The sequence below is a fragment of the Pseudomonas sp. COR18 genome (genome assembly GCF_048568395.1).
In the GTDB taxonomy this organism is placed as follows: domain Bacteria; phylum Pseudomonadota; class Gammaproteobacteria; order Pseudomonadales; family Pseudomonadaceae; genus Aquipseudomonas; species Aquipseudomonas fuscovaginae_B.
Window position 1 is genome coordinate 4,731,797 of sequence record NZ_CP183808.1, and the last position, 21,942, is coordinate 4,753,738.

18 protein-coding genes are annotated in these 21,942 nt (G+C 63.9%); 9 read left to right on the plus strand and 9 right to left on the minus strand.

From position 1 onward, the window contains the following. Positions 1-488 precede the first annotated feature (488 nt). From mgtA to ACM62G_RS21700, 3 genes are all read left to right on the plus strand, one after another. Positions 489-3,254: a magnesium-translocating P-type ATPase gene (mgtA, locus tag ACM62G_RS21690; protein WP_273822564.1), complete on the plus strand. Its 2,766-nt coding sequence runs from the start codon at positions 489-491 to the stop codon at positions 3,252-3,254. 27 nt (positions 3,255-3,281) lie between these two features. Further along, entirely contained in the window at positions 3,282-3,998 is a 717-nt protein-coding gene (locus ACM62G_RS21695) for an MgtC/SapB family protein (protein ID WP_419735517.1), read from the plus strand. Between the two features lie 235 nt (positions 3,999-4,233). After that, positions 4,234-4,860, plus strand: coding sequence for a response regulator (locus ACM62G_RS21700; RefSeq protein WP_419735518.1), 627 nt, complete (start codon positions 4,234-4,236; stop codon positions 4,858-4,860). Positions 4,861-4,863: 3 nt separating this feature from the next. On the opposite strand, the gene dkgB is transcribed toward ACM62G_RS21700, so the two are convergent. Together dkgB and ACM62G_RS21710 are read right to left on the minus strand one after the other, a co-directional pair. Beyond that, positions 4,864-5,667 (minus strand): 2,5-didehydrogluconate reductase DkgB, encoded by an 804-nt coding sequence (gene dkgB / locus ACM62G_RS21705; protein WP_419735519.1) that lies wholly within the window; start codon positions 5,665-5,667, stop codon positions 4,864-4,866. Between the two features lie 315 nt (positions 5,668-5,982). Then, entirely contained in the window at positions 5,983-6,519 is a 537-nt protein-coding gene (locus ACM62G_RS21710; RefSeq protein WP_419735520.1) for an REP-associated tyrosine transposase, read from the minus strand. A gap of 411 nt (positions 6,520-6,930) precedes the next feature. Here ACM62G_RS21710 and ACM62G_RS21715 point away from each other — a divergent pair, with 411 nt between their 5' ends. Both ACM62G_RS21715 and ACM62G_RS21720 read left to right on the plus strand, forming a co-directional pair. Continuing rightward, positions 6,931-7,797, plus strand: a complete 867-nt coding sequence (locus tag ACM62G_RS21715; RefSeq protein ID WP_273822557.1) for a pirin family protein — start codon at positions 6,931-6,933, stop codon at positions 7,795-7,797. A gap of 77 nt (positions 7,798-7,874) precedes the next feature. Next, positions 7,875-9,344 (plus strand): mechanosensitive ion channel domain-containing protein, encoded by a 1,470-nt coding sequence (locus ACM62G_RS21720; RefSeq protein ID WP_419735521.1) that lies wholly within the window; start codon positions 7,875-7,877, stop codon positions 9,342-9,344. 143 nt (positions 9,345-9,487) lie between these two features. Here the strand turns inward: ACM62G_RS21720 and ACM62G_RS21725 are convergent, their stop codons facing one another. The 3 genes from ACM62G_RS21725 to ACM62G_RS21735 form a co-directional block, all read right to left on the minus strand. Continuing rightward, positions 9,488-11,920 carry a TonB-dependent siderophore receptor gene (locus ACM62G_RS21725; protein ID WP_419735522.1) on the minus strand — a complete coding sequence of 811 codons (2,433 nt, stop codon included), beginning with the start codon at positions 11,918-11,920 and terminating at the stop codon, positions 9,488-9,490. Positions 11,921-12,056: 136 nt separating this feature from the next. Beyond that, positions 12,057-13,022, minus strand: a complete 966-nt coding sequence (locus ACM62G_RS21730) for a FecR domain-containing protein (RefSeq protein WP_419735523.1) — start codon at positions 13,020-13,022, stop codon at positions 12,057-12,059. Beyond that, a complete protein-coding gene (locus tag ACM62G_RS21735) occupies positions 13,022-13,519 on the minus strand; it encodes a sigma-70 family RNA polymerase sigma factor (RefSeq protein ID WP_054056571.1) in 498 nt (165 codons plus the stop codon). Before ACM62G_RS21735 ends, ACM62G_RS21730 begins: the two co-directional genes overlap by 1 nt. 153 nt (positions 13,520-13,672) lie before the next feature. On the opposite strand from ACM62G_RS21735, the gene ACM62G_RS21740 reads away from it, so the two are divergent. Together ACM62G_RS21740 and ACM62G_RS21745 are read left to right on the plus strand one after the other, a co-directional pair. Further along, positions 13,673-14,938 carry an AAA family ATPase gene (locus ACM62G_RS21740; protein ID WP_419735524.1) on the plus strand — a complete coding sequence of 422 codons (1,266 nt, stop codon included), beginning with the start codon at positions 13,673-13,675 and terminating at the stop codon, positions 14,936-14,938. Positions 14,939-14,943: 5 nt separating this feature from the next. Next, complete coding sequence (locus tag ACM62G_RS21745) at positions 14,944-15,690, plus strand: hypothetical protein (protein ID WP_419735525.1); 747 nt, start codon at positions 14,944-14,946, stop codon at positions 15,688-15,690. A 6-nt stretch (positions 15,691-15,696) separates the two neighbouring features. On the opposite strand, the gene ACM62G_RS21750 is transcribed toward ACM62G_RS21745, so the two are convergent. Continuing rightward, positions 15,697-17,133: a PLP-dependent aminotransferase family protein gene (locus ACM62G_RS21750; protein ID WP_419735526.1), complete on the minus strand. Its 1,437-nt coding sequence runs from the start codon at positions 17,131-17,133 to the stop codon at positions 15,697-15,699. Positions 17,134-17,307: 174 nt separating this feature from the next. Between ACM62G_RS21750 and ACM62G_RS21755 the strand changes: the two genes are divergently transcribed. After that, a complete protein-coding gene (locus ACM62G_RS21755) occupies positions 17,308-17,748 on the plus strand; it encodes a carboxymuconolactone decarboxylase family protein (protein ID WP_054062848.1) in 441 nt (146 codons plus the stop codon). Positions 17,749-17,851: 103 nt separating this feature from the next. Further along, positions 17,852-18,742 (plus strand): hypothetical protein, encoded by an 891-nt coding sequence (locus ACM62G_RS21760; RefSeq protein ID WP_419735527.1) that lies wholly within the window; start codon positions 17,852-17,854, stop codon positions 18,740-18,742. Here the strand turns inward: ACM62G_RS21760 and ACM62G_RS21765 are convergent. Genes ACM62G_RS21765 through ACM62G_RS21775 form a run of 3 tightly spaced genes read right to left on the minus strand, consistent with a single transcriptional unit; the run spans position 18,739 to position 21,729 of the window. After that, positions 18,739-19,563 carry a sulfite exporter TauE/SafE family protein gene (locus ACM62G_RS21765; RefSeq protein ID WP_419735528.1) on the minus strand — a complete coding sequence of 275 codons (825 nt, stop codon included), beginning with the start codon at positions 19,561-19,563 and terminating at the stop codon, positions 18,739-18,741. The genes ACM62G_RS21760 and ACM62G_RS21765 overlap by 4 nt on opposite strands. Then, positions 19,560-20,828 carry an NAD(P)/FAD-dependent oxidoreductase gene (locus ACM62G_RS21770; RefSeq protein WP_419735529.1) on the minus strand — a complete coding sequence of 423 codons (1,269 nt, stop codon included), beginning with the start codon at positions 20,826-20,828 and terminating at the stop codon, positions 19,560-19,562. The genes ACM62G_RS21765 and ACM62G_RS21770 overlap by 4 nt, the downstream gene beginning before the upstream one ends. Positions 20,829-20,844: 16 nt before the next feature. Further along, complete coding sequence (locus ACM62G_RS21775; RefSeq protein ID WP_419735530.1) at positions 20,845-21,729, minus strand: MBL fold metallo-hydrolase; 885 nt, start codon at positions 21,727-21,729, stop codon at positions 20,845-20,847. Positions 21,730-21,942: the final 213 nt, after the last annotated feature.

Here is a 21,942-nt window from a genome sequence, read left to right on the forward strand (position 1 = left end):
GCCCGAACCTGAACCCTTCCTGAAGAACTTTCCGGTAGCCCTGCGAAACACCTTGTTACCGTTTACCCTGCAAATGTCGAAGTGTAAGCTTCGCGCGTTTTCATCCATTGCGGAGGCCCATGTGGGTACTTGTTCGAGTGACAGTAGTCGGCCGGTTCCGATGACCGGCATATTCTCGGCAAGATAACGCGCAGTCTCTCCCTGCCGTTGTCTCGCCCGAAAGCGAGAAGCGGCATCCCGATCACGCCCCTGGTGGTGGTATCCCGAAGTCCCTTTTCCCGACACTGAACAGCCTGTGATGCGGCCCCCGTGGCCCGTCGCGACGCTATCGACACGCCTGGCGTTTTCGCCAGGCGGCCGGCCGCGCCTGTCCCATCCGGGGCAACGCGGCCTGGCGGTATCGCGCATGCGGACTCTGCCCGCAAGATCAACGTCGCCCGTGTCCCTGCCGTTGCAGGAGCCGGGTCGGTGGTACGGGAGGCAGCCCCATGAAACTCACCCTGTTGAAAGAATTCTTTGCCGGTTTCCTGCGGACCCGGCACTTTGCCCGGCACTTCCGCCGCCTGGCCCTGCTCGAAAGCATGACCGACGCGACGGTCAGCCGCGAGGTCCCGCCGACCCTGGCGCAGACCCTGGTGGCGGCGGCCAACGATCATCCCCAGGGACTGATGGAGCGCCTCGGTGCCCATGCCGACGGCTTGAGCGAAGCCCAGGCCCAGGTCCTGCGCGAGCAGTTCGGGCTCAACGAGGTCGAGCATGAGCAGCCGCTGCCGTGGTGGATGCACCTGTGGCACTGCTACAAGAACCCCTTCAACCTGCTGCTGACCCTGCTGGCGCTGATCTCCTGGCTGACCGACGACCTCAAGGCCGCCACGGTGATTTTCTCCATGGTGGTGCTCTCGACCCTGCTGCGCTTCTGGCAGGAAGCCAAGTCGAACAAGGCCGCCGATGCCCTCAAGGCCATGGTCAGCAACACCGCGACGGTCATGCGCCGGGATTTCGCCGCGGACACCACGCCGGTGTTCGGCAAGTTCCATGCGGCCAGCGCACAGGTGCAAGGTGCCCAGCGCATCGAGTTGCCGATCCGCCAACTGGTACCGGGCGACCTGATCGTGCTCTCGGCCGGCGACATGATTCCCGCCGACTGCCGGGTACTGACCGCCAAGGACCTGTTCGTCAGCCAGGCGGCGATGACCGGCGAGTCGATGCCGGTGGAGAAGTTCGTCCGCCAGATCGACCCCAGCGCCACCAACCCGCTGGATCTGGACAACATCCTGTTCATGGGCACCAACGTGGTCTCCGGGGCCGCCACCGCGGTGGTGCTGACCACCGGCAACAATACCTATTTCGGCGCCCTGGCCCAGCGAGTCAGCGCCACCGACCGTGCGCCGACCTCGTTCCAGCACGGGGTCAACAAGGTCAGCTGGCTGCTGATCCGCTTCATGTTCGTGATGGCGCCGCTGGTGCTGTTCATCAATGGCTTCACCAAGGGCGACTGGATGGAGGCGCTGCTGTTCGCGCTGTCGATCGCGGTCGGCCTGACCCCGGAAATGCTGCCGATGATCGTCACTTCGACCCTGGCCAAGGGCGCGGTGTTTCTGTCGCGCAAGAAGGTCATCGTCAAGCGCCTGGACGCGATCCAGAACTTCGGCGCCATGGACGTGCTGTGCACCGACAAGACCGGCACCCTGACCCAGGACAAGATTTTCCTGGCCCGCCATGTCGACGTCTGGGGCGAGGAGTCCGAGGACGTGCTGGAAATGGCCTACCTCAACAGCTACTACCAGACCGGCCTGAAGAACCTGCTGGACGTCGCCGTGCTCGAGCACGTCGAGATCGACCGCGAGCTGCAGGTCGGCACCGCGTTCCAGAAGGTCGACGAGATTCCGTTCGACTTCAACCGCCGGCGCATGTCGGTGGTGGTGGCCGAGCAGAACCATCCGCACCTGCTGATCTGCAAGGGCGCGGTGGAGGAAGTGCTGTCGGTGTGCACCCGGGTTCGCCACGGCGAAGCCGAGGTGGCGCTGAGCGACGAACTGCTGGCGCGGATTCGCCAGGTCACCGCGGCCTTCAACGAGGAGGGCCTGCGGGTGGTGGCGGTTGCCGCGCGTTCCATGGAAGCCGGGAGCGACGTCTACAGCCTGGCGGACGAGCAGGACCTGACCCTGATCGGCTACGTGGCCTTCCTCGACCCGCCCAAGGAAAGCACCGCGCCGGCCCTGCGCGCGCTGGCCGAACATGGTGTCGCGGTGAAGGTGCTGACCGGTGACAACGAACTGGTCACCGCCAAGATCTGCCGTGAGGTCGGCCTGGAGCAGCAGGGCCTGCTGATGGGCAACGACATCGAGCGCATGAGCGACAAGCAGTTGGCCAAGGCGATCGAGACCACCAACGTGTTCGCCAAGCTGACCCCGTCGCACAAGGAACGCATCGTCCGCCTGCTCAAGGCCAACGGCCATGTGGTCGGTTTCATGGGCGACGGCATCAACGACGCACCGGCCCTGCGCACCGCCGATATCGGGATCTCGGTGGACAGCGCGGTGGACATCGCCAAGGAAGCGGCCGACATCATCCTGCTGGAAAAGAGCCTGATGGTGCTGGAGGAGGGCGTGCTCGAAGGGCGGCGGACCTTCGCCAACATGCTCAAGTACATCAAGATGACCGCCAGCTCGAACTTCGGCAACGTGTTCTCGGTGCTGGTGGCCAGTGCCTTCATTCCGTTCCTGCCGATGCTGCCGATGCACCTGCTGGTACAGAACCTGCTCTACGACATTTCGCAGATCGCCATCCCCTTCGACAATGTCGACGAGGACCTGCTACGCAAGCCGCAGCGCTGGCAGCCGGCGGACGTCGGGCGTTTCATGTTCTTCTTCGGGCCGATCAGTTCGATCTTTGACATCACCACGTTCGCCTTGATGTGGTATGTCTTCGATGCCAACACCCCGGATCACCAGACGCTGTTCCAGTCGGGCTGGTTCGTGGTCGGCCTGCTGACCCAGACGCTGATCGTGCACATGATCCGCACACCGAAGATTCCGTTCCTGCAAAGCCGCGCGGCGATGCCGCTGATGGTGATGACCGGGATCATCATGGCGGTGGGGATCTTCCTGCCGATGGGCCCGCTGGCGCACTACTTCAAGCTGCAGGCGTTGCCGTCGCTGTACTTCGTGTTCCTGCCGGCGATCCTGCTGGCGTACATGGCGCTGACGCAGGCGGTGAAGGGCTTCTACAGCCGGCGGTTCGGTTGGCAGTGATCCGCGTATCGACCCAGGAGTGAATGGATGAAGGCCCTCGACAACATCAACCTCGACTCGCTGACCGACACCCTGGTCAGCCTCGGTGCGGCCTTCATCCTCGGCGGCCTGATCGGCTTCGAGCGCCAGTACCGGCAGCGTACCGCCGGCCTGCGCACCAACGTGCTGGTGGCGGTCGGCGCGGCGATCTTCGTCGACATGGCCAACCGTCTCGGCGGCGCCGAAGGCGCGGTGCGGGTGGTCGCCTATGTGGTGTCCGGCATCGGTTTTCTCGGGGCCGGGGTGATCATGCGCGAGGAGGGCAACGTCCGCGGCCTGAACACCGCAGCCACCCTGTGGGGCTCGGCAGCGGTCGGTGCCTGTGCCGGGGCCGACCTGATCCTCGAAGCGCTGCTCGGCACCCTGTTCGTGCTGGCGGCGAACACCCTGCTGCGGCCGATCGTCAACTACATCAACCGCCAGCCGCTGGACGTGGTCTCGGCGGAAGTCACCTACGTCCTCTACCTGACCGCCCTGCGGGCCGAGCAGAAGGTCGTGCTGTCGCTGCTGGAGAAGGAACTGGAGCGCAGCAACTACCCGGCCAGCGACGTCGAGGTACGCACGGTCGGCGACGACGAAGTGGAGATCGAGGCGACCCTGGCGGCCACCTCGATCGATGGCGACGAACTGGATGCGCTGGTGGCGCGGTTGTCGACCTCCAGCCGGGTGCAGCAGGCGTTCTGGAGTCCAAGCACCACCGATTGAACCGCATCTACCGTTGCGGCAGCCTGGTCTTGGGATTATTCCTACATATCTCGCCGGCCCCGCTCGCTAAAGTGCGCGATCCGTCCGGTTGGCCCTTGAGGTCGCCAGGGGACGTGCCAAGGCAGGTTTTCGAGAACTTTCCTACACTTGAGTTCGTTGGATCCCTTTCTCTTTCGATCGATGCAAGCACGTACCTGTCTCAAGCAGTGGCCGGCGTACTTCTCAAGGATTTGCGATGCGTACAGCACTGATTGTGGACGATCACCCGTTCGTTCGCCTGGCTATCAAGATATTGCTGGAGAAACTCGACTACGAGGTGCTCGCCGAGGCCGACAACGGCGTCGATGCGGTGCAGCGGGCGCGAGAACTGGAACCGCAGTTGATCGTGATGGACCTGAACATTCCCCGCCTCGATGGCCTGGAAGTCATCACCCGTATCAGCGCGCTGGGACTGCCCAGCAGGATCGTGGTGCTGACCGAGCAATCGCCGGAGTTCTACTCCGAGCGCTGCATGCGCGCCGGTGCCCTGGGCTATGTCTCCAAGACCGCCGAACTCGATGAGTTGCAACTGGCGGTGCGGGCGGTGATGCTCAACAAGAGTTTCTTCCCCCGTCTCGAAGATCACGGGCGTTTGGTCGCCCATGTCAACGAAACCGAGGCACGCCAGATCGAGAACCTCAGCAATCGCGAACTGAGCATCCTGCGCTACATCGCCCGCGGCATGAAGAACAAGGAGATCAGTGAGCTGATGCTGCTCAGCGACAAGACCGTGAGCACCTACAAGACCCGGCTGATCGACAAGCTGAACCTGAAGTCGGTGGTCGCGCTGGCGGAGTTCGCCAAGCGCAACCAGTTGCTCTGAGGCTCAATCCCAGGCCGGGGCGAGGCCGGCCGGGCTGGTCAGGCGGTGGCCGCGTTCCAGGCCGGCGATCAGCGCCATGTCGTCGTCGCTCAGGCGCAGCTCGCGGGCCTTGAGGTTGCTGGCCAGGTTCTCGCGTCGGGTCGAGGAGGGGATCACCGCGTAGCCCAGTTGCATGGCCCAGGCCAGGGTTACCTGGGCCGGGGTGGCCTGGTGCCGTTCGGCGATCTGCTGGATGACCGGGTCCTTGAGCACTTCACCGTAGGCCAGGGTCATGTACGAGGTGATCCGGATACCCTGGCTCCGGGCGAACTCGACGACCTTGCGGTTCTGCAGGTAGGGGTGCAGTTCGATCTGGTTGGTGGCGATCTGTTCGGCACCGACGGCGGCGATGGCCTGTTGCATAAGGTCGATGGTGAAGTTGGAGATACCGATCTGGCGGGTCAGGCCCAACTCCTTGGCCTCCAGCAGGGCGGCCATGAATTCGGCGACCGGTACTTCATCCGCGGGCGATGGCCAGTGGATCAGGGTCAGGTCGAGGTAATCGGTACCGAGTTTGCGCAGGCTGTCCCGGAGGCTGGGGATCAGCTTGTCCTGGGCGAAGTTGGCGACCCAGATCTTGCTGGTGATGAACAGCTCGTCGCGGGCCACGCCGCTGGCGGCGATGGCCTGGCCGACTTCGGCTTCGTTTTCGTAGATCTGGGCGGTATCGACGGCCCGGTAGCCCAGCTCGAGGCCGGTCTTCACCGAATCGATGACGACCTGGCCCTGCAGGCGGAAGGTACCGAGACCAAAGGCGGGAATGGACATGCTTGACTCCTGGAATGAGGGTGGGAATGGGCAGGAGTATCCCGATTCCCACTTTTGAGAAAAATACAGGCTGGAGAAAAGGACTCTTTACCTGCCAGCACGAATTCATATGGGCAGATGAGGTGGACGCGGAGCGTCCTTGGATGCATTCCCACGCAAAGCGTGGGGACGATCGACACATGGCGTGGGAACGATCTATGCACGGTGCGGGAGCGATCGGTGGGGCCTCTAACCCCCCGCTCGCTGATAGTTCCCACGCTCCGCGTGGGAATTCAGCCAGTGACGCTCCGCGTCACCTCGACTCACACCACGCCTTCATCCATCCCACCGCTGAATCTCGATCAACCCCTCCAGGCCGGCATAGTTGCGAGCACTGGAATAACGCCAGTGCTCCGCCAGGTCGACATAACCCCGCTTCACCGGGTTGTGGTGGATATAGTCGAGCTTTTCCCGCATCACCCGCTCGCTACACACTAGCTCCGCATGTGAGCCCTCCTGCCAGAGCTGATAAACCCGGTCCCGCTTGTGTGCTCGCTTGCTGAAGCACAGGCACTGCAGGGCCCGCTGCGCATTGTCCTGCTGCAACTGGTCGATGATCCGGCGGGCGGTGAACGACTTGAAGCTACTCAGGCAGCGGTTCAACTCCGGTGCCTGGGCGACGAAGTGCAGATGATTTTCCAGGACCACGTAGCCATGCAGGCGCAAGCCTTGGTAAGCCTGCTGATAGCGCCAAGACTCCAGCAGCAGGCTGACCAGGGTGGGGCGAGTGAACAGCGGCAGCCATTCCATGACGGTACAGGTGAGAAAGTGCGGTTGGTCGGGTTCAATGATGGTGTAGCGGCTTCTGCCCATGAGATCGTCCGTGATTGGGTGTGGGCTCGGTGACGCAGAGCGTCGATGGCTGCATTCCCACGCAGAGCGTGGGAACGATCAGTTGAGTCTAGGCGCGCCTCGAGCATTACCAGCCTGGCAAGTGTCAGCAAATCCTTCCAAGCTGCCTGTCACCGCCATCAGCGTCTTCCATCACGATCGTGCAACACGCACCGATGGCTCCCACGCTCCGCCCCTACACCGATCGTTCCCACGCTCCGCGTGGGAATGCCGCCCGTGACGCTCCGGCGTCACAAGTGCCCACACGTATCAGACCATCATCCGCATCCCAATCGTTCGTTCCATGGTTGGGACGATGAGGTTGATTTTTGCCGACTACCGCTAAGAACGTGACGAATCTAAGCTATGCCCCATGACTTGATGGAGGCGCCCATGAAAAAGATTCTTGGTATCTACACCAGCCCGCGTGGCCACTGGGTCGGCGACGGTTTTCCGGTGCGCACCCTGTTTTCCTACGATGGCCTCGGCCAGAAGATCAGTCCGTTCCTGATGCTCGATCACGCGGGCCCGGCCGAATTCACCCCGACCACCGAACGTCGCGGCGTCGGTCAGCACCCCCACCGCGGTTTCGAAACCGTGACCATCGTCTATGACGGCGAAGTCGAGCACCGCGATTCCACCGGTGCCGGCGGCATCATCGGGCCGGGCGACGTGCAATGGATGACCGCGGCGGCGGGGATCATTCACGAGGAGTTCCATTCCGACGCCTTTGCCCGCCGTGGCGGCCGGCTGGAAATGGTCCAGCTCTGGGTCAACCTGCCGGCGCGCGACAAGTCGGCACCGGCCGGCTACCAGGGCATCCTCGACCGCGATATTCCGAACATCGCCCTCGGGGACGGTGCCGGTCGCCTGCGTCTGATCGCCGGTGAGTTCGACGGCCAGCGCGGCCCGGCACGGACCTTCACGCCGATCGATGTCTGGGACATTCGCCTGGCGGGCGGCAAGGTGCTGAATCTCGACCTGCACGCCGGCCACAACACGGTGCTGGTGCTGCTGCGCGGCAGTGTGCAGGTCAACGGCGAGGCGCAGGCGGGCGCCGGGCAACTGGTGGTGCTCGAACAGGCCGGCGAACGCCTGCAACTGCAGGCCGATGCCGACGCCATGCTGCTGTTGCTCAGCGGCGAGCCGATCGACGAACCGATCGTCGGCCACGGCCCGTTCGTGATGAACACCGAGGCGGAAATCCACCAGGCCTTCGTCGATTTCCACAGCGGTCGTTTCGGCCGCATGGATGACTGAAGGCAGGCTGTGAGCCGTGGGTGAAAGCGGGCTATCCTTGGCACCTGCAGCTGTCCAGCTGTTTCCGGAGCCGTGCGATGCCTGACCTGTTCACCCAACACCCCCTGCTGTCCGAACACCCGCTGCTGTGCGCGCTGTTCCTGCTGGTGATCGACCTGTTGCTGTGGCGCCTGCTCGGCACGCGCAGCAGCAACTGGAAGCTGGTGGTGCGCCTGACCGTGTTTTCGCTGTACAGCCTGGTGCTGTTCAACGAAGGCATGAACCCGATGCAGATCGCGCCCTGGCCCGAGGATATCTCCCGGCACCTGGCCGCCACCGGCCTGCAGATCGGCTGGTGGCTGTTCGGTGCACGGACCCTGACGGTACTGGTCGGCACGGTGATGATGCAGCGGGTCGGGCATGCCGGGCGACTGCTGCAGGACGTGCTGGGGGCGATCATCTTCCTGATCGCGATCATCGCGGCGGCGGCCTATGTGCTCGATCTGCCGGTCAAGGGCGTGCTGGCGACCTCCGGGGCGTTCGCGATCATCGTCGGCCTGGCGTTGCAGAGCACCCTCAGCGACGTGTTTTCCGGCATCGTGCTCAACACCACCAAGCCCTACCAGGTCGATGACTGGATCTCCATCGACGGCACCGAGGGTCGGGTGGTCGATATCGACTGGCGTGCCACCCGCCTGCAGACCTCCCAGGGCAGCCTGGCGGTGGTGCCCAACTCCCTGGCGGCGAAAGCGCGGATCATCAACTTCAGCCGGCCCAGCGATGTGCACGGCCTGGCCATCAGCCTGCAGGTCAGCCCGCATGTGCGGCCCCATGTGGTGATCGACGCCCTGGAGCGGGCGGTGCTCGGCTGTCGGGCGCTGTTGACGACGCCGGCGCCGAGCGTGGCGCTCAAGAGTTCCAGTGCGACTGGCGTCGAATACGAAATCAGCGGTTTCGTCAGCGCCATGGGGCTCAAGCGCGAGGTGCGCAATCAGCTGTTCGACCTGGCGTTCCGCCATTTGCAGGCGTCGGGGGTAAGCCTGCTGTCCACGGTGGAGAGTGCCTTGCCGAGTTCGACGTCGCGCCCGCGGGCGCTGCTGGAAAGTTCGCCGATCTTCTCGACGCTGCGTTCCGAGGAGAAGGAGACCTTCAGTCAGAACATGGTCGCGCAGCTGTTTCGCGCGGGCAGCGTGATTCTGCCGCGGGGCGAGGTCAGCGACCATCTGTTCATTATCGAGTCGGGCGTGGTGTCGGTGACGCTGTTGCGCGGCGACAAGCCCGTGGAGGCGGCGCGGATGGGGCCGGGGGAGGTGATCGGCGAAGCCGGGATCCTCGCCGAGCAGGGGATGCCGGCGGACTTCACGGCCAAGACCGATTGCCTGCTGTACCGGATCGAGAAGGAATACCTCAAGCCGTGCCTGGATGCCCGGCATGATATCGGCGAGGCGATGCGCAGCCTGCTCGATCACCGCCTGCATGCGGCGCAGAACTTTACCCGCGAGGTGCCCAAGCCGGAGGTCAAGCGCGGGTTCATGCAGTGGCTGCGTAGCCGGGGAGGGCAGGGTTAGGTGCTGTCTGTACCGGCCTCTTCGCGAGCAAGCTCTGCTCCTACAGTACCGAGTTGTCCACATGATTTGTGGGCATCCACGAACTGTAGGAGCAGAGCTTGCTCGCGAAGAGGCCAGCACAGGCACCAAGGCCCCACGCTCGATCAGAAATCCACCGTCGCCGAGACTTTCAGGGTTCGCGGCGTCCCCTGGGTCAGGTACCCGCCGTTGGCCGAAGCCCAGTAGGCGGTATTGGCCACGTTCTCCAGGTTGGCCCGCAGGGTGACTTCCTTCTCATCCAGCTTGAAGCGATAGCGCGAGCCCAGGTCGAAACGGTTCCAGCTCGGCAGGCTCAGTGTGTTGCTGGCGTTCGCATACTGCCCGCCGGTGCGCAGCATCCGTGCGCTCAGAGCCGCGCCCTCGATACCCGGTACGTCCCAGTCGGCGCCCAGGTTGAACTGGAAGCTCGGCACGCCGATCGCGCGGTTGCCATCGTTGGTGCCGTTGAGGGTGCCGGTCAGCTCGGTTTTCATCACCGTTGCACCGCCCAGCAGGCGCAGGCCCGGCAGCGGTTCGCCGAACAGGTTCAGTTCGACGCCCTTGTTGATCTGCTCACCCTCGACCCGGAAGATCCGGTCGGAACCGGTGTAGCTGGACGGCTGTTCGATGCGATAGACGCCGAGGCTGCCACCGTAGCTGTCCATGTCCAGGCGCACACCTGCCTCGACCTGTTTGCTGCGCACCGGCGCAAAGGTCTCGGTGCTGTTGATCGCGGTAGTGGGGGCTGACGGCCCCTTGGCCAGGCCTTCGATACGGTTGGCGTAGAACGACACATGTTCCCAGGGTTTGATCACCAGCCCATAGACCGGTGTCGTGATCGACTCGTCGTAGCTGGCGTTATGCACGCCGGTGACGGTGTTCCAGCCATTGACCACGATGGACTGGCGGCGCGCCCCGACGGTCAACAGCACGCGGTCATCGAGAAAACCCAGGGTGTCGGCCACCGCCGTGCTGCGGATCTGGTTCCTGCCGACCACCCGCGGATCGTGGATGTCGCTGCCGAATGAGGTCGCCACCGGCCGGGGACGTGGCACCGCATCGTAGATGTTGTTGTAGTAGCGCCCGGCGCTGGCGATGTTCTCATAGGCCGAGCGTTGTTCACCCCACATCCCGGCCAGGCCGAAGCTCAGTTGATGACTGACCGGGCCGGTCTGCAGGCGGCCGTTGAGCCCGGCCATCAGGCTCCGGTTGTCCTCGGTGTGGGGCGCGTAGAGCATACCGCCGCGGGCGTTGCCGGTGGTGTCGGTGAGGGTCAGCGAGGAGTACACGCCGTTCTCCCGGGTGTACTTGGCGCCACCGGCGACGTAGCCGGTCCAGTTGTCGTTGAAGTCATATTCGGCACGGGCCATGCCGAAGGTGTCTTCCAATTGTGAATAACTCCAGGACTGGGCGTAGTTGTCCTTGGCCGACGGCGCGTGGGGTACCTTGTTCAGGCTGGAGTCGAGGTAGATCACCGGCCGGCCCTGGTTGATCACCTGCTTCTGGTAGCCGATATCCGCCGACAGCCGCAGGCGTTCGCCGCGATAGTCCAGGCCGAGGGTGGCGAGGGTCGAGCGTCGGTCTTCGTCGTCGATCCCGGAATCGCCCTCGCGTTGCAACAGGTTCAGGCGCGCGCCGAAACGGTTGTCCTCACCGAAGCGCTGGCCCAGGTCGACATGCGCACCGGCACGCCCCGAGCCACCGGCATCGAGGGTGACGCTGCGGGTCTGGGTGTCCCCGGCGCGTTTGGGCTGCAGGTTGACCCCGCCGCCGATACCGCTACCTCCGGGGGTGACGCCATTGATGAAGGCGTTCGGGCCCTTGAACAGCTCGACCCGTTCCAGCGCCTCGGTGGCGATGATCTGCCGGGGCAGAACGCCGTACAGGCCGTTATAGGAGATATCGTCGCCGTTGAGCGGCAGGCCGCGGATCATGAACACCTGGGAGAAGTTGCCGAAGCCTGCGGACTGACGCACCGAGGCGTCGTTGAGCAGCACATCGCCGACGGTCTGTGCCTGTTGGTCACGCAGGGTCTGCGCGGTGTAGCTGGTGACGCTGAAGGGCACGTCCTGCATCGACTGGGTGCCGAGCATCCCCAGGCGGGCGCTGCGGGCCACCTGGCCACCGCTGTAGATATCGGCGTCTTCGGCGGACTGGCCGCTGATGTTGGTCGCACCCAGTTCCAGGGCGCCATTGGCCTCGACATGGGGAGCGAGGGTGTAGCCGTTGCCGCCGCTGCTGATCAGATCGAAGCCGCTGCCTTGCAGCAGGTGCTGGAAGCCTTCGAGCACGCCGTAGCTGCCGTTGAGTCCGGGGCTCTGGCGGTTGCCCAGCAGCGCCGGGTCGAACGACAGCGGTACGCCGGCGCTGACGGCGAACTGCGCCAGCACCTGGTGCAGTGGGCCGGGGGCGATGGCGTAGGGGCGCACGGTATTTTCGGCGGCGACTTCAGCGGCGTGGCTGGCGGAGGGCAGGGTGACACCGAGCGTCAGGCCGAGGGCCAGGGTCAGCGCCTGCAGCGGCAGGCGGGGTGTCAGCGGGTGGTGCCTGGAGGTCATCGAACAGTCCTGTCGGAAGCGTGGAAACGCAAGGGGTTATCCACACACCGGACGAGAGTGGAAAAGGTATCAGTTCAGGGGAGATTTTTTCTGGGGAGGAGCGGAGGCTGTTCTGTCCGCGAAGGGACTCTACAGATCAGGCCCGGCCCTCGACCGACACCCAGTACCGGGTCAACCGGCTGACCTTCAAGGGCAGGGTGTTCTGCAGCAATTGCAGGCTCGAATCGGTGTCCTTCAACGAAAATGCCCCGGATACCCGCAACTCGGCCACCGCCGACTGGCAGCGCAATACGCCCGGCCGGTAACGCCCCAGTTCCTGCAGCACCTGCGCCAGGCGCATGTTGCGCGCCAGCAGCATGCCGCGGTCCCAGGTGAGGCTGGCGATATCGAAGTTCTCCAGCGGTTCGATACGGCTGTGCTGCAGGCCTGCCCGTTGCCCGACCTGCAACGTCGAACCGGGCCCGCCGACCTGGGTCTTCAATTCCACCGCTCCTTCGAGCACCGCAACCTCGCTGCGCTGCCCGTCGATCCTGACGTTGAAACGGGTGCCCAGTGCCCGCGCGGTTCCCTGCGGGGTCTCGACGATGAAGGGGCGATGGGTGGGCGCCGGGTCGCGGGCGGTGCTGACCAGGATCTCGCCGCTCAGCAGGATCAGCCGACGTTCCTGGCTGCTGAAGGCGATATCCAGTGAACTGTCGGTATTGAGCAGCACCTGGCTGCCATCGGCCAGGGTCAGGGTTTTCTGCTCGCCGACGGCGGTGCGCTGGTCGGCGGTCCACTGCTCCCAAGTGCCACGTTGCCAGGCCACGCCGATGGGGGCGGCCAGCAGTAACAGGCCGATGCGGTTCAGCACCTGGCGACGACCAAGGCCCTGCTGGCGCTCGACGTGCTTGAGGGTGTCCCTGACGATCCCGGCCGGCACGTTGCGAAAGTCGCCCAGTACCGCCTCGGCCCGTTGCCAGGCCTGGGCATGCTCGGCACTGCGCTGGCGCCACTGCTCGATGGCCAGGCGATCGGCCGCCGTTGCCGTACCGGAGTGCAACTGCACCAGCCAGTCGGCCGCCTCGCCGAGGATATGCGGGTTGATCGGCGCCTGGCTCATCAGGCGACGCTCAGGCAGGCGATGAACGCATCGCGCATGTAGCGCTTGACGCTGATCAGCGAGACGCCCAGGCGCTCGGCGATCTGCCCGTAGGTCAGGCCCTCGATCTGCGACAGCAGGAACGCCTCACGGGTCTTGCGCGGCATTTCCCGCAGCAGTGCCTCGATCCGCCACAGGGTCTCGAGGATCAGCAGGCGGGTTTCCGGCGAGGGCACCTCCTGGGTTGGCAGGTGGGCGATGGTCTCCAGATAGGCCCGCTCGACTTCCTGGCGGCGCCAGCGATCGATCACCAGGCCTTTGGCGATGTGCGTCAGCAAGGCCCGCGGCTCGCTGCCCAGCGAGCGTGCGGCAGGGCGGCTGAGCAGGCGCAGGAAGGTGTCGTGGGCCAGGTCCGCGGCATCGCAGCTGTTACCCAGCTTGCGCTGGAGCCAGCCATGCAGCCAGCCGTGATGCTCGCTGTAGAGCGTATGAATATGCGGGTGAGGGGCTGACGACATGGCACCGACTGCTCGCAGGGCGGCATCCTGCATGAATGTAATTAAGAATTGATCGCATTCTAGCGGTGTGCACCCGGCGCTGGCAATTGCGCCGTATCAGCTATTGCCAGGAGCGGCTGTCTTGCGAAAGCCCTGCAACTTGAGTGGTCAGCCATGCTGACCTATATTGGTTCCCTTTTTGCTGCGATATCAGATCAAGGAACAATCATGATGGGTAAGCGCGAAATCGGTGGTGAACGATCCCGGATCGGGCAGCCAGCGGAAGAGGGCATACGCCTCTGTGAGTTCAAGATAGATAATTTCAAATCCCTTGTCGGCTTTGAGATGGATTTGGCGAATTTCACTTGCTTGATCGGGCTGAACGGTGCTGGAAAGTCAACGATCCTGCAGGCACTGGATTTCCTCTCTCAACAAATCAGGGGAGACTTATCCGGCTGGCTGAAAAAGCGCGAGTGGAAACCGATCGACCTGAAATCCAAGTTGAGCAAGAGTAGCAACATAAAATTTGAGGTCGTTTTTGAAGTCGATGGTGAACGTGCGCTGTGGAAAGCAAGTTTTAACCGCACCTTTCTACGCTGCACAGAAGAGTTATGGCAAATCGATGAAACCCTTCTCTTGGTTGAGGATGGGCGCTTGTCTACCCACGAGAAAAAGGGCAATACAGCGACTGGTAGCAGTGGGTCGATCAATTTCGAATACCAGGGGTCGGTCCTTTCCGCTCTGAAGGAGACCAGCTTGCCCTCGGCAATCCTGAAGCTCAAGAAGTTCGTTTCTACCATCACCTCTCTGGATGCGTTGTCTCCCCAGTATCTGCGCAAACAGGCACGAGGAAGCGACGGTGACCTGGGATTTGCTGGAGAGAAACTTTCCGCGTTCATCCATCAGTTGGCGCCCAGCGAACTGGACTCCCTGCTGACAATGTTGAAGAAAAACTATCCGAAACTTCAGTCAATTGAGCTCAAGTCCTTGAACTCTGGCTGGAAGTCCCTGGCTATACAGGAAACCTACAGCACTGGAACATTCAGCACTCACGCCCGGCACATGAACGACGGCATGCTGCGTTTGATGGCGATACTGGCCGAAACTTTGTCCAGTCACGGTTTTATGCTGTTTGACGAAGTAGAGAACGGTATAAATCCGGAACTGATCGAGTTTTTGCTGGATTATCTGGTAAGCATTGATCGGCAGGTCATGGTCACTACCCATAGCCCGATGATTCTCAATTATCTCGAAGATGATGTTGCCCGCGAAGGGGTCCGGTTTATCTATAAGACTGACGACGGCAGAACGCGGACTATCCCTTTCTTTTCCATTCCCTCTGTGGCGGAAAAGCTCACTGTCATGGGGCCTGGAGAGGTATTTGTTGATACCGATCTGGTGCGTCTGCCTCAGGAAATCGGGCGTTTGGTCGCGAGGTAGTAGGGATGTTGCTTCTGGTCAGTGGAGAAGGGCCATCGGATATAGGTCGTCAGTCTCCCGGTGAAGAAGGGTTCGAGTTTTCCCCAGGGCCGATGTGTCTGATTCTGGATCTGCTGATCGAGAGACTGATGGGGTATTCATTGTTCGACTACCAAGGTGTGCAGTTCATCCATAAGTCTCAACTGGTTGCCGTGGAACCCAAGCATCATGGTCGCCGGTTCTCGGCGCCAGGCAAGGGTAGATCCAAAGAGACGGGCTATTACTACGAAAATGCTCGGCGGCTTGCACTCAAGGCTGTTGCTCTGGCTCAGGAAAGCAGTGACGTGGTCGTCCCGGTTTTGTTTCGAGATGCTGATGGTACGCAGTCTTCAGATCGAGGAGAGTGGTCGGCAAAATGGCAATCCATGATCAAGGGTTTTGAAGCGGGTGGCTCATCACTGGGTGTTCCTATGTTGCCCAAGCCCAAGTCGGAAGCCTGGTTGTTATGCGCATTTCGGGAACCTAACTATCAGCATTGCGCGGCGCTGGAACAGGCATCGGGTAATGATGACTCTCCAGATTCGCTCAAATCTCAGCTTGAACGGGTGCGCAACGGTTTATCGTCGGCCGCTGATATCAATGATGCGATACGTAATGGTGAAGTGGACCCTCACCGGATCGAGATGGATAGCTTCAATCTCTTCCGAAACCGGCTGAGTGAGGTGATCCATCAGGTTATTGCTCCGGCTGTAGCTGGAGCGCCGCCTGCATAGCCGTTTTCAATTCTCAGAGCATAGTTGGCGAAGCAGTCCGAGTACCCGGTCCAGGGACGGCTGGATGTCCAGGGTCTCGATCGAGCCGTAGCCCATCAGCAGGCCGGTGCGTGGCGGCGTGCTGTGGTAGAAGGGCGCCAGGGGGTAGAGGCCGACCTCGAAGCGTTTCGCCAGCTCGATCAGTTGCGCGATGTCCACCGTGCCGCGATCGAGGACCGCCATATGGTAGCCGGCGGTGGAGTGGATGCGTTCGAACCAGGGCGACAGGTCGCCGTCCAGCCGTTTGATCAGCTTCTCGCGGCGGCTGGCGTAGGCCTGGTGGCAGCGGCGGATATGCTTGACCAGGCAGCCATCGTTGATGAACTTGGCCAGGGCCCACTGGGCCAGGGTCGCGGTGTGCCAGTCGGTCAGCTGCTTGGCCGAGATCAATGCCTTGAGCAACCCCGGCGGTGCCACCAGGTAGCCCAGGCGCAGCTCTGGCAGCAGGGTCTTGGAGAAGGTCCCGACATAGGCCACCAGGCCATGCCGGTCGAGGCTCTGCAGGCAGTCGGTGGGCCGTCCTTCGTAGCGGAATTCGCAGTCGTAGTCGTCCTCGATGACGATCGCGCCCAGTTCCCTGGCCCGTTCCAGCAGGGCCTGACGCCGCTCCAGGCTCATCGGCATGCCGAGGGGGAACTGGTGCGCCGGGGTCACGTAGATCAGCCGCGTGCCCTCGGGAATCCGGTCGACCCGGATGCCCTGCGCATCCACCGGTACGCCGACCACCCGCGCGCCCTGGGCGGCGAACAGCAATCGCGCCGGCGGGTAGCCGGGGTCCTCGACGGCGACGGTGCAGCCGGGCTCCACCAGCACCCGCGCGACCAGGTCCAGGGCCTGCTGGGCGCCATTGGTTATCAAGAGGTCGGTGGCGTTGCAGCGCACGCCGCGAGCAAAGCCGATATGCCGGGCCACCGCCTCGCGCAGCATTGGGATGCCCTCCGGCTGGCTGTACAGGCCACGGGCCTGGGCGGTCTGGCGCAGGGCAAAGAGCACGCAGCGACGCCATTCGTCATGGGGGAACTGGTGCTTGCTGGTGGCCCCGCCGAGGTAGTCGTAGCGCAGGGTGCCAAGCGGATGATGCAGCGGTACCGAGGCCTCGCGCCATTGGCGTACCACTGCCGCACCGGCCAGCTCCTCGCTCCGGGCCGGGGTGCGTTCCTGGGGCGTATGCGAGTTGACGAAGGTCCCGGCGCCGACCCGGCCGACCAGCAGGTTGTCGTAGGTCAGTTGCGCGTAGGCATCGGCCACGGTTTTGCGTGACACCCCCAGTTGCTCGGCCAGCAGGCGGGTGGGTGGCAGTTGCGTGCCGGCCGCCAGTTTTCCGCTGGTGATGGCGTTGCGCAGTTGATCGGTGATCTGCCTGGCCAGGTCGCGACGACCCTCGAGGGTGATGTGCAGTTCCATGTGGGCTCGCTGGAGGGAGGGGGTGGTGCCTGTCAGTCCGCAGTTTAGCCTGTGGCCCCGGCCCATGGCAGTACCGGTCGATTGGCTTACCGATCTTGCCCGGAATTGGCTATTTGGCCTGGAGCCTGTCGGGCTTAACGTAGCGCCATCGCCAACCTCCTGAGGAAAACTGCCATGCAACCTCGTATCGACTTCTACACCGCTTCCCCGGATGCCATGAAAGCCATGATGGCGCTGGAAGGCGCGGTGAACAAACTGCCGCTGGAAAAATCCCTGCTGGAACTGGTGAAGATGCGCACCTCGCAGATCAACGGCTGCGCCTTCTGCCTGGACATGCACAGCGCCGATGCGCGCAAGGCCGGTGAAACCGAGCGGCGCCTGTACACCCTCTCGGCCTGGCGTGAAACGCCGTTCTTCAGTGCCCGCGAGCGCGCGGCCCTGGCGTGGACCGAAGCACTGACCCGGGTATCCGAAACCCACGCCCCGGACGAAGACTATGCTCTGCTCAACGCCGAGTTCACGCCGGCCGAGCAGGTCAACCTGACCCTGGCGATCAACACCATCAACAGCTGGAACCGCCTGGCGGTGGGTTTCCGCAAGATGCCCACCGAGTGACCGGCTGTACGGTGGTTTTTTTGCGCCACTGAACCTGTTGCCGCCGCGTGCGCCTGTTCTAGAGTGCGGGAACTTGTATCCGCCTGATGGGGAGCGCTATCGGATGTACAGCCAGTTGCAGCCACCGGCCATGCCTGAGGCGTTTCACTCGCGGATCTACGCCGGAGAGGTGTTCGCCCTGGCATTGCCGGCCATGCAGGTACTGGTCGAGACGGCCCGTCGCCTGCTGGAAGAGGCGCTGTACCCCTTCGAGCCGACCCGGGTTCATCAGTACTTGAACTACGTCCAGCAGGCGCAGTGCTTCACCCGCCTGCAGACGCTGTTCCATCGGCACGACGGCATCCAGCACCACTGGTCACAGGTGCTCGACAGCCTCGGCCTGGCCGCCGCCGGCATTGCCTGCGACCGCCTGCACCTACGCTTCCAGCCGCCGCATCCACCCGGTGAGGCGGCGCCGCGGGACCGCGCCACGGCGACCATCGCTTTCCACCGTGACACCTGGGGTTCGAACCTCTACGCCCAGACCAACTGGTGGGCGCCGATCTACCCGATCAGTGCCGGGCGGACCTTCGCCATCTATCCACAGCTCTGGCAGCGGGCCCTGGCCAACAGCAGCGCCGACTTCGATCTCAGCCGGGTGCTGGAGCGCTCGCACCGTGACGGCCGCAACTCGGTGAATGCCGACCAGGCGATTCCCCACCTGCTGGAATCCATCGAGGATGAAGTGGCGGTGCCGGTGGTGATCGACCCTGGCAGCCTGCTGGCGTTCTCCGGCGCTCACGCCCATGCCGGCGTGCCCAATCACACCGAGCTGACGCGGATCTCCTTCGAGACCCGCACGGTATGGATCGACGACGTGCTGGCCGGCCGCGGCGCACCGAATGTCGATGGCCGCGCGCCGTGGCGTTCGCCGGGATTCTTCCGCCGCTTGAGCGACGGTCGGCGCCTGCATGAGGTGTTGGGATGCGGTTATCTGGAAGCCTGCAACGCCTAGAGTGACAACCCCAGCGCACGGCTGGCGAGCAGCAGTGCGGCCGTCACGCCGACCACCGCGAACAACTGTTGCAGGCGTGGCCCGGCCAGGCGACCGGCAACCTGGCGTCCGAGCACCAGGCCCAGCACCGCGCCACCGGCAAACGGCGCGCCGACCGACCAGTGCATCACGCCCGAGAGCGTCGCCGTGACCACGCTGGCGGTGGACACCAGGGCGATCACCGCCAGGGAGGTGGCGACGATGCTCCTGCTGTCCAGGTTGGTGTAGCGGGTCAGCGCCGGAATGATGACGAAGCCGCCGCCGACCCCGAGCAACCCGGAGAGCAGCCCTGACACCACCCCGGTGACGGTCAGTGCCCGGGCGCAGGGCAGGGTCCAGCGCAGGCGGCCCTGCAACGGGTTGAGTACGCAGGGCAGGAACTCGGCGCGCGGTGCCGGCTGGCCGTGCCTGAGTTCGTGGCGGGCCTTGTTGAAGATCCGCGCGCAGGCGTAGACCATCACGGCGGCGAAGCCCAGCGCCAGCGGCTCGTTCGGCAGCCGATGGGCCAGCCACAGCCCGACCGGCGTGAGCAGGATGCCGATCCCGGCGATAAAGCCGGCGGCGCGATAACGCACGATACCCTGGCGCAGGCCGAGCAGGGCACCGATCGCTGCCGCCAGGCCCACCGCGAGCAGGCCGATAGGAGCGGCCTGGACCATCGACAGACCCAGGCCGAACACCAGCAGCGGCACCGCCAGAATGCCACCCCCTGCACCGGTCAGGGCGAGGATGGCACCGATCAATACGCCGAACCCGCTGCCCAGCAAGAGATGTTCGTTCATACCGCCGGCTTGTCCGCTTGCAGGGTCGGTCGGGCCAGCCATTCGTGGCCCTTGAGCATGCCGCGCCAGTACAGCGGCGGCAGCAGCCGTTCCTTCAGCCACCAGGCCAGGCGGGTCGGCCGACGGCCGTCGAGCAGCCAGGGGGCGAAGGTCGGCGCCAGCTTGCCGCCGTAGGTGAACTCGGCCAGGACGATCTTGCCGCGCTCAACGGTGAGTGGGCAGGAGCCATAACCGTCATAGACCGCCGCGCGGGTCAGCCGTCCCAGGGCCACCAGCACGTTGTTCGCCACCACCGGTGCCTGCTTGCGCGCCGCCGCGGCGGTCTTGGCGTTGCTGGTGTTGGTGACGTCACCCAGGCCGTGGATGTTGGCGAACCGGCGATGGCGCAGGCTGGCCGGGTCGACATCGACCCAGCCGGCGGCATCGGCCAGCGGGCTGCTGCGGATGAAGTCCGGGGCGATCTGTGGCGGCACCACGTGCAGCAGGTCGAAGGCGCGCACCACGGTCTCCCGGCTGCCGTCCGCCAGGGTGCGGGCGAAGGTCGCCTGTCTGGCCGGGCCGTCCACGGCAATCAGGTTATGGCCGAACTGCAGGTCCACGGCGTACTTGTCGATGTATTCCATCAGCGCCGGCACATAGTCGGGAACCCCGAACAGCACCGCGCCGGCGTTGAGAAAACTGGCCTTGACCTGGCCCTGTCGGCCATTTTTCAACCAGTGGTCACAGGACAGGTACAGCGCCTTCTGCGGCGCCCCGGCGCACTTGATCGGCATCGGTGGCTGGCAGAACAGCGCCTGGCCTTCCTTGAGCGCCTGCACCTGTTTCCAGGTGTAGGGTGCCAGGTCGTAGCGGTAGTTGGAGGTCACGCCGTTGCGCCCGAGGGTGTCCTCCAGGCCGTCGATGGCGCCCCAGTTCAGTTTCAGGCCGGGGCAGACCACCAGTTGCCGGTAGCCGATGCGACGCTGGTCGGCCAGCACCACGCAGTTGGCATCCGGTTCGAAGGCGCTGACCGCGGCCTTGATCCATTGCACGCCACGGGGGATCAGTGAGGCCAGTGGGCGGGCGGTCGACTCGGGGCTGAATACCCCGGCACCGACCAGGGTCCAGCCCGGCTGGTAATAGTGGGTGTCGGCCGGGTCGATGATCGCGATATCCAGGCCGGGGGCGCGGGCCAGCAGGCTGGCGGCGGTGGCGATGCCGGCGGCGCCGGCGCCGATGATCAGGACCTGGTGCTGGACCGGGGCGTTGCTGCTGTTCGAATTCATGAGGTCGGATCCTGGCTCAAATGGCGTTCAGCGGGATTTTCAGGTAGCGCACGCCGTTGTCTTCCGGCTCGGGCAACTGGCCGCTGCGCATGTTCACCTGCACCGAGGGCAGCATCAGCACCGGCATGTCGAGGGTGGCGTCACGGGCTTCGCGCATGTTGACGAAGGTGTCCTCGTCGATGCCGTCGTGGATGTGGATATTGCGCGCACGCTGTTCGGCCACGGTGGTCATGTATTGCAGTTCGCGCCCGCCTGGCAGGTAGTCGTGGCACATGAACAGCCGGGTCTGCGGCGGCAGCGCCAGCAGGCCCTGGATCGAGCGGTACAGGGTGCGCGCGTCGGCACCGGGGAAGTCGCAGCGGGCGGTGCCGTAGTCGGGCATGAACAGGGTGTCGCCGACGAAGGCGACGATCTCGTCCCCGTCATGAATCAGGTAGCTCATGCACGCCGGGGTGTGTCCCGGGGTGTGCAGGGCGGTGGCGCGCAGGTGGCCGATGGCGAACTCGCCATTGTCGGCCAGCAGCACGTCGAACTGGCTGCCGTCGCGACGGAACGCGCTGCCCTCGTTGAACAGCTCGCCGAACACCTGTTGCACTTCGGTGATATGGCTGCCGATTGCCACCTTGGCGCCCAACTGTTGCTTGAGGTAAGCCGCCGCCGACAGGTGATCGGCATGCACGTGGGTCTCCAGGATCCACTCCACTTTCGCATCCAGCTCGCGGATGCGTGCCAGCAGGCGGTCGGCGGATTCGGTGCGGGTGCGGCCGGACTTGGGGTCGTAGTCGAGCACGCTGTCGATCAGCGCACAGCAGCGGGTATCGCGATCCAGCACCAGGTAACTGATGGTCCAGGTGTTGGGATCGAAGAAGGCTTCTACGGTCAGCTTGTCGCCGATGTTCATTGCGTACTCCAGGCAAAGAGGGGCGGCGGCCGAGGTTGTCGGGCCATCCCTTGTTCGTCGAGGATTTCAATAAGCATGCCAACGGGCTGTGGTGCATTTTTCCTACGGTTTATTGACCTTTATCAGCGCGATTGACGGACTTTTCTGGATCTGAAAGTCAGTCTGGCAGAAATGGCGGAAATAATGGCAGTCAGTGGCAGTGAAATGGCAGAT

Coding starts and splice junctions, on each gene's coding strand:
- mgtA (WP_273822564.1), top strand. CDS start 489: ATGAAACTCACCCTGTTGAAAGAATTCTTTGCCGGTTTCCTGCGGACC.
- ACM62G_RS21695 (WP_419735517.1), top strand. CDS start 3,282: ATGAAGGCCCTCGACAACATCAACCTCGACTCGCTGACCGACACCCTG.
- ACM62G_RS21700 (WP_419735518.1), top strand. CDS start 4,234: ATGCGTACAGCACTGATTGTGGACGATCACCCGTTCGTTCGCCTGGCT.
- dkgB (WP_419735519.1), bottom strand. CDS start 5,667: ATGTCCATTCCCGCCTTTGGTCTCGGTACCTTCCGCCTGCAGGGCCAG.
- ACM62G_RS21710 (WP_419735520.1), bottom strand. CDS start 6,519: ATGGGCAGAAGCCGCTACACCATCATTGAACCCGACCAACCGCACTTT.
- ACM62G_RS21715 (WP_273822557.1), top strand. CDS start 6,931: ATGAAAAAGATTCTTGGTATCTACACCAGCCCGCGTGGCCACTGGGTC.
- ACM62G_RS21720 (WP_419735521.1), top strand. CDS start 7,875: ATGCCTGACCTGTTCACCCAACACCCCCTGCTGTCCGAACACCCGCTG.
- ACM62G_RS21725 (WP_419735522.1), bottom strand. CDS start 11,920: ATGACCTCCAGGCACCACCCGCTGACACCCCGCCTGCCGCTGCAGGCG.
- ACM62G_RS21730 (WP_419735523.1), bottom strand. CDS start 13,022: ATGAGCCAGGCGCCGATCAACCCGCATATCCTCGGCGAGGCGGCCGAC.
- ACM62G_RS21735 (WP_054056571.1), bottom strand. CDS start 13,519: ATGTCGTCAGCCCCTCACCCGCATATTCATACGCTCTACAGCGAGCAT.
- ACM62G_RS21740 (WP_419735524.1), top strand. CDS start 13,673: ATGCTGACCTATATTGGTTCCCTTTTTGCTGCGATATCAGATCAAGGA.
- ACM62G_RS21745 (WP_419735525.1), top strand. CDS start 14,944: ATGTTGCTTCTGGTCAGTGGAGAAGGGCCATCGGATATAGGTCGTCAG.
- ACM62G_RS21750 (WP_419735526.1), bottom strand. CDS start 17,133: ATGGAACTGCACATCACCCTCGAGGGTCGTCGCGACCTGGCCAGGCAG.
- ACM62G_RS21755 (WP_054062848.1), top strand. CDS start 17,308: ATGCAACCTCGTATCGACTTCTACACCGCTTCCCCGGATGCCATGAAA.
- ACM62G_RS21760 (WP_419735527.1), top strand. CDS start 17,852: ATGTACAGCCAGTTGCAGCCACCGGCCATGCCTGAGGCGTTTCACTCG.
- ACM62G_RS21765 (WP_419735528.1), bottom strand. CDS start 19,563: ATGAACGAACATCTCTTGCTGGGCAGCGGGTTCGGCGTATTGATCGGT.
- ACM62G_RS21770 (WP_419735529.1), bottom strand. CDS start 20,828: ATGAATTCGAACAGCAGCAACGCCCCGGTCCAGCACCAGGTCCTGATC.
- ACM62G_RS21775 (WP_419735530.1), bottom strand. CDS start 21,729: ATGAACATCGGCGACAAGCTGACCGTAGAAGCCTTCTTCGATCCCAAC.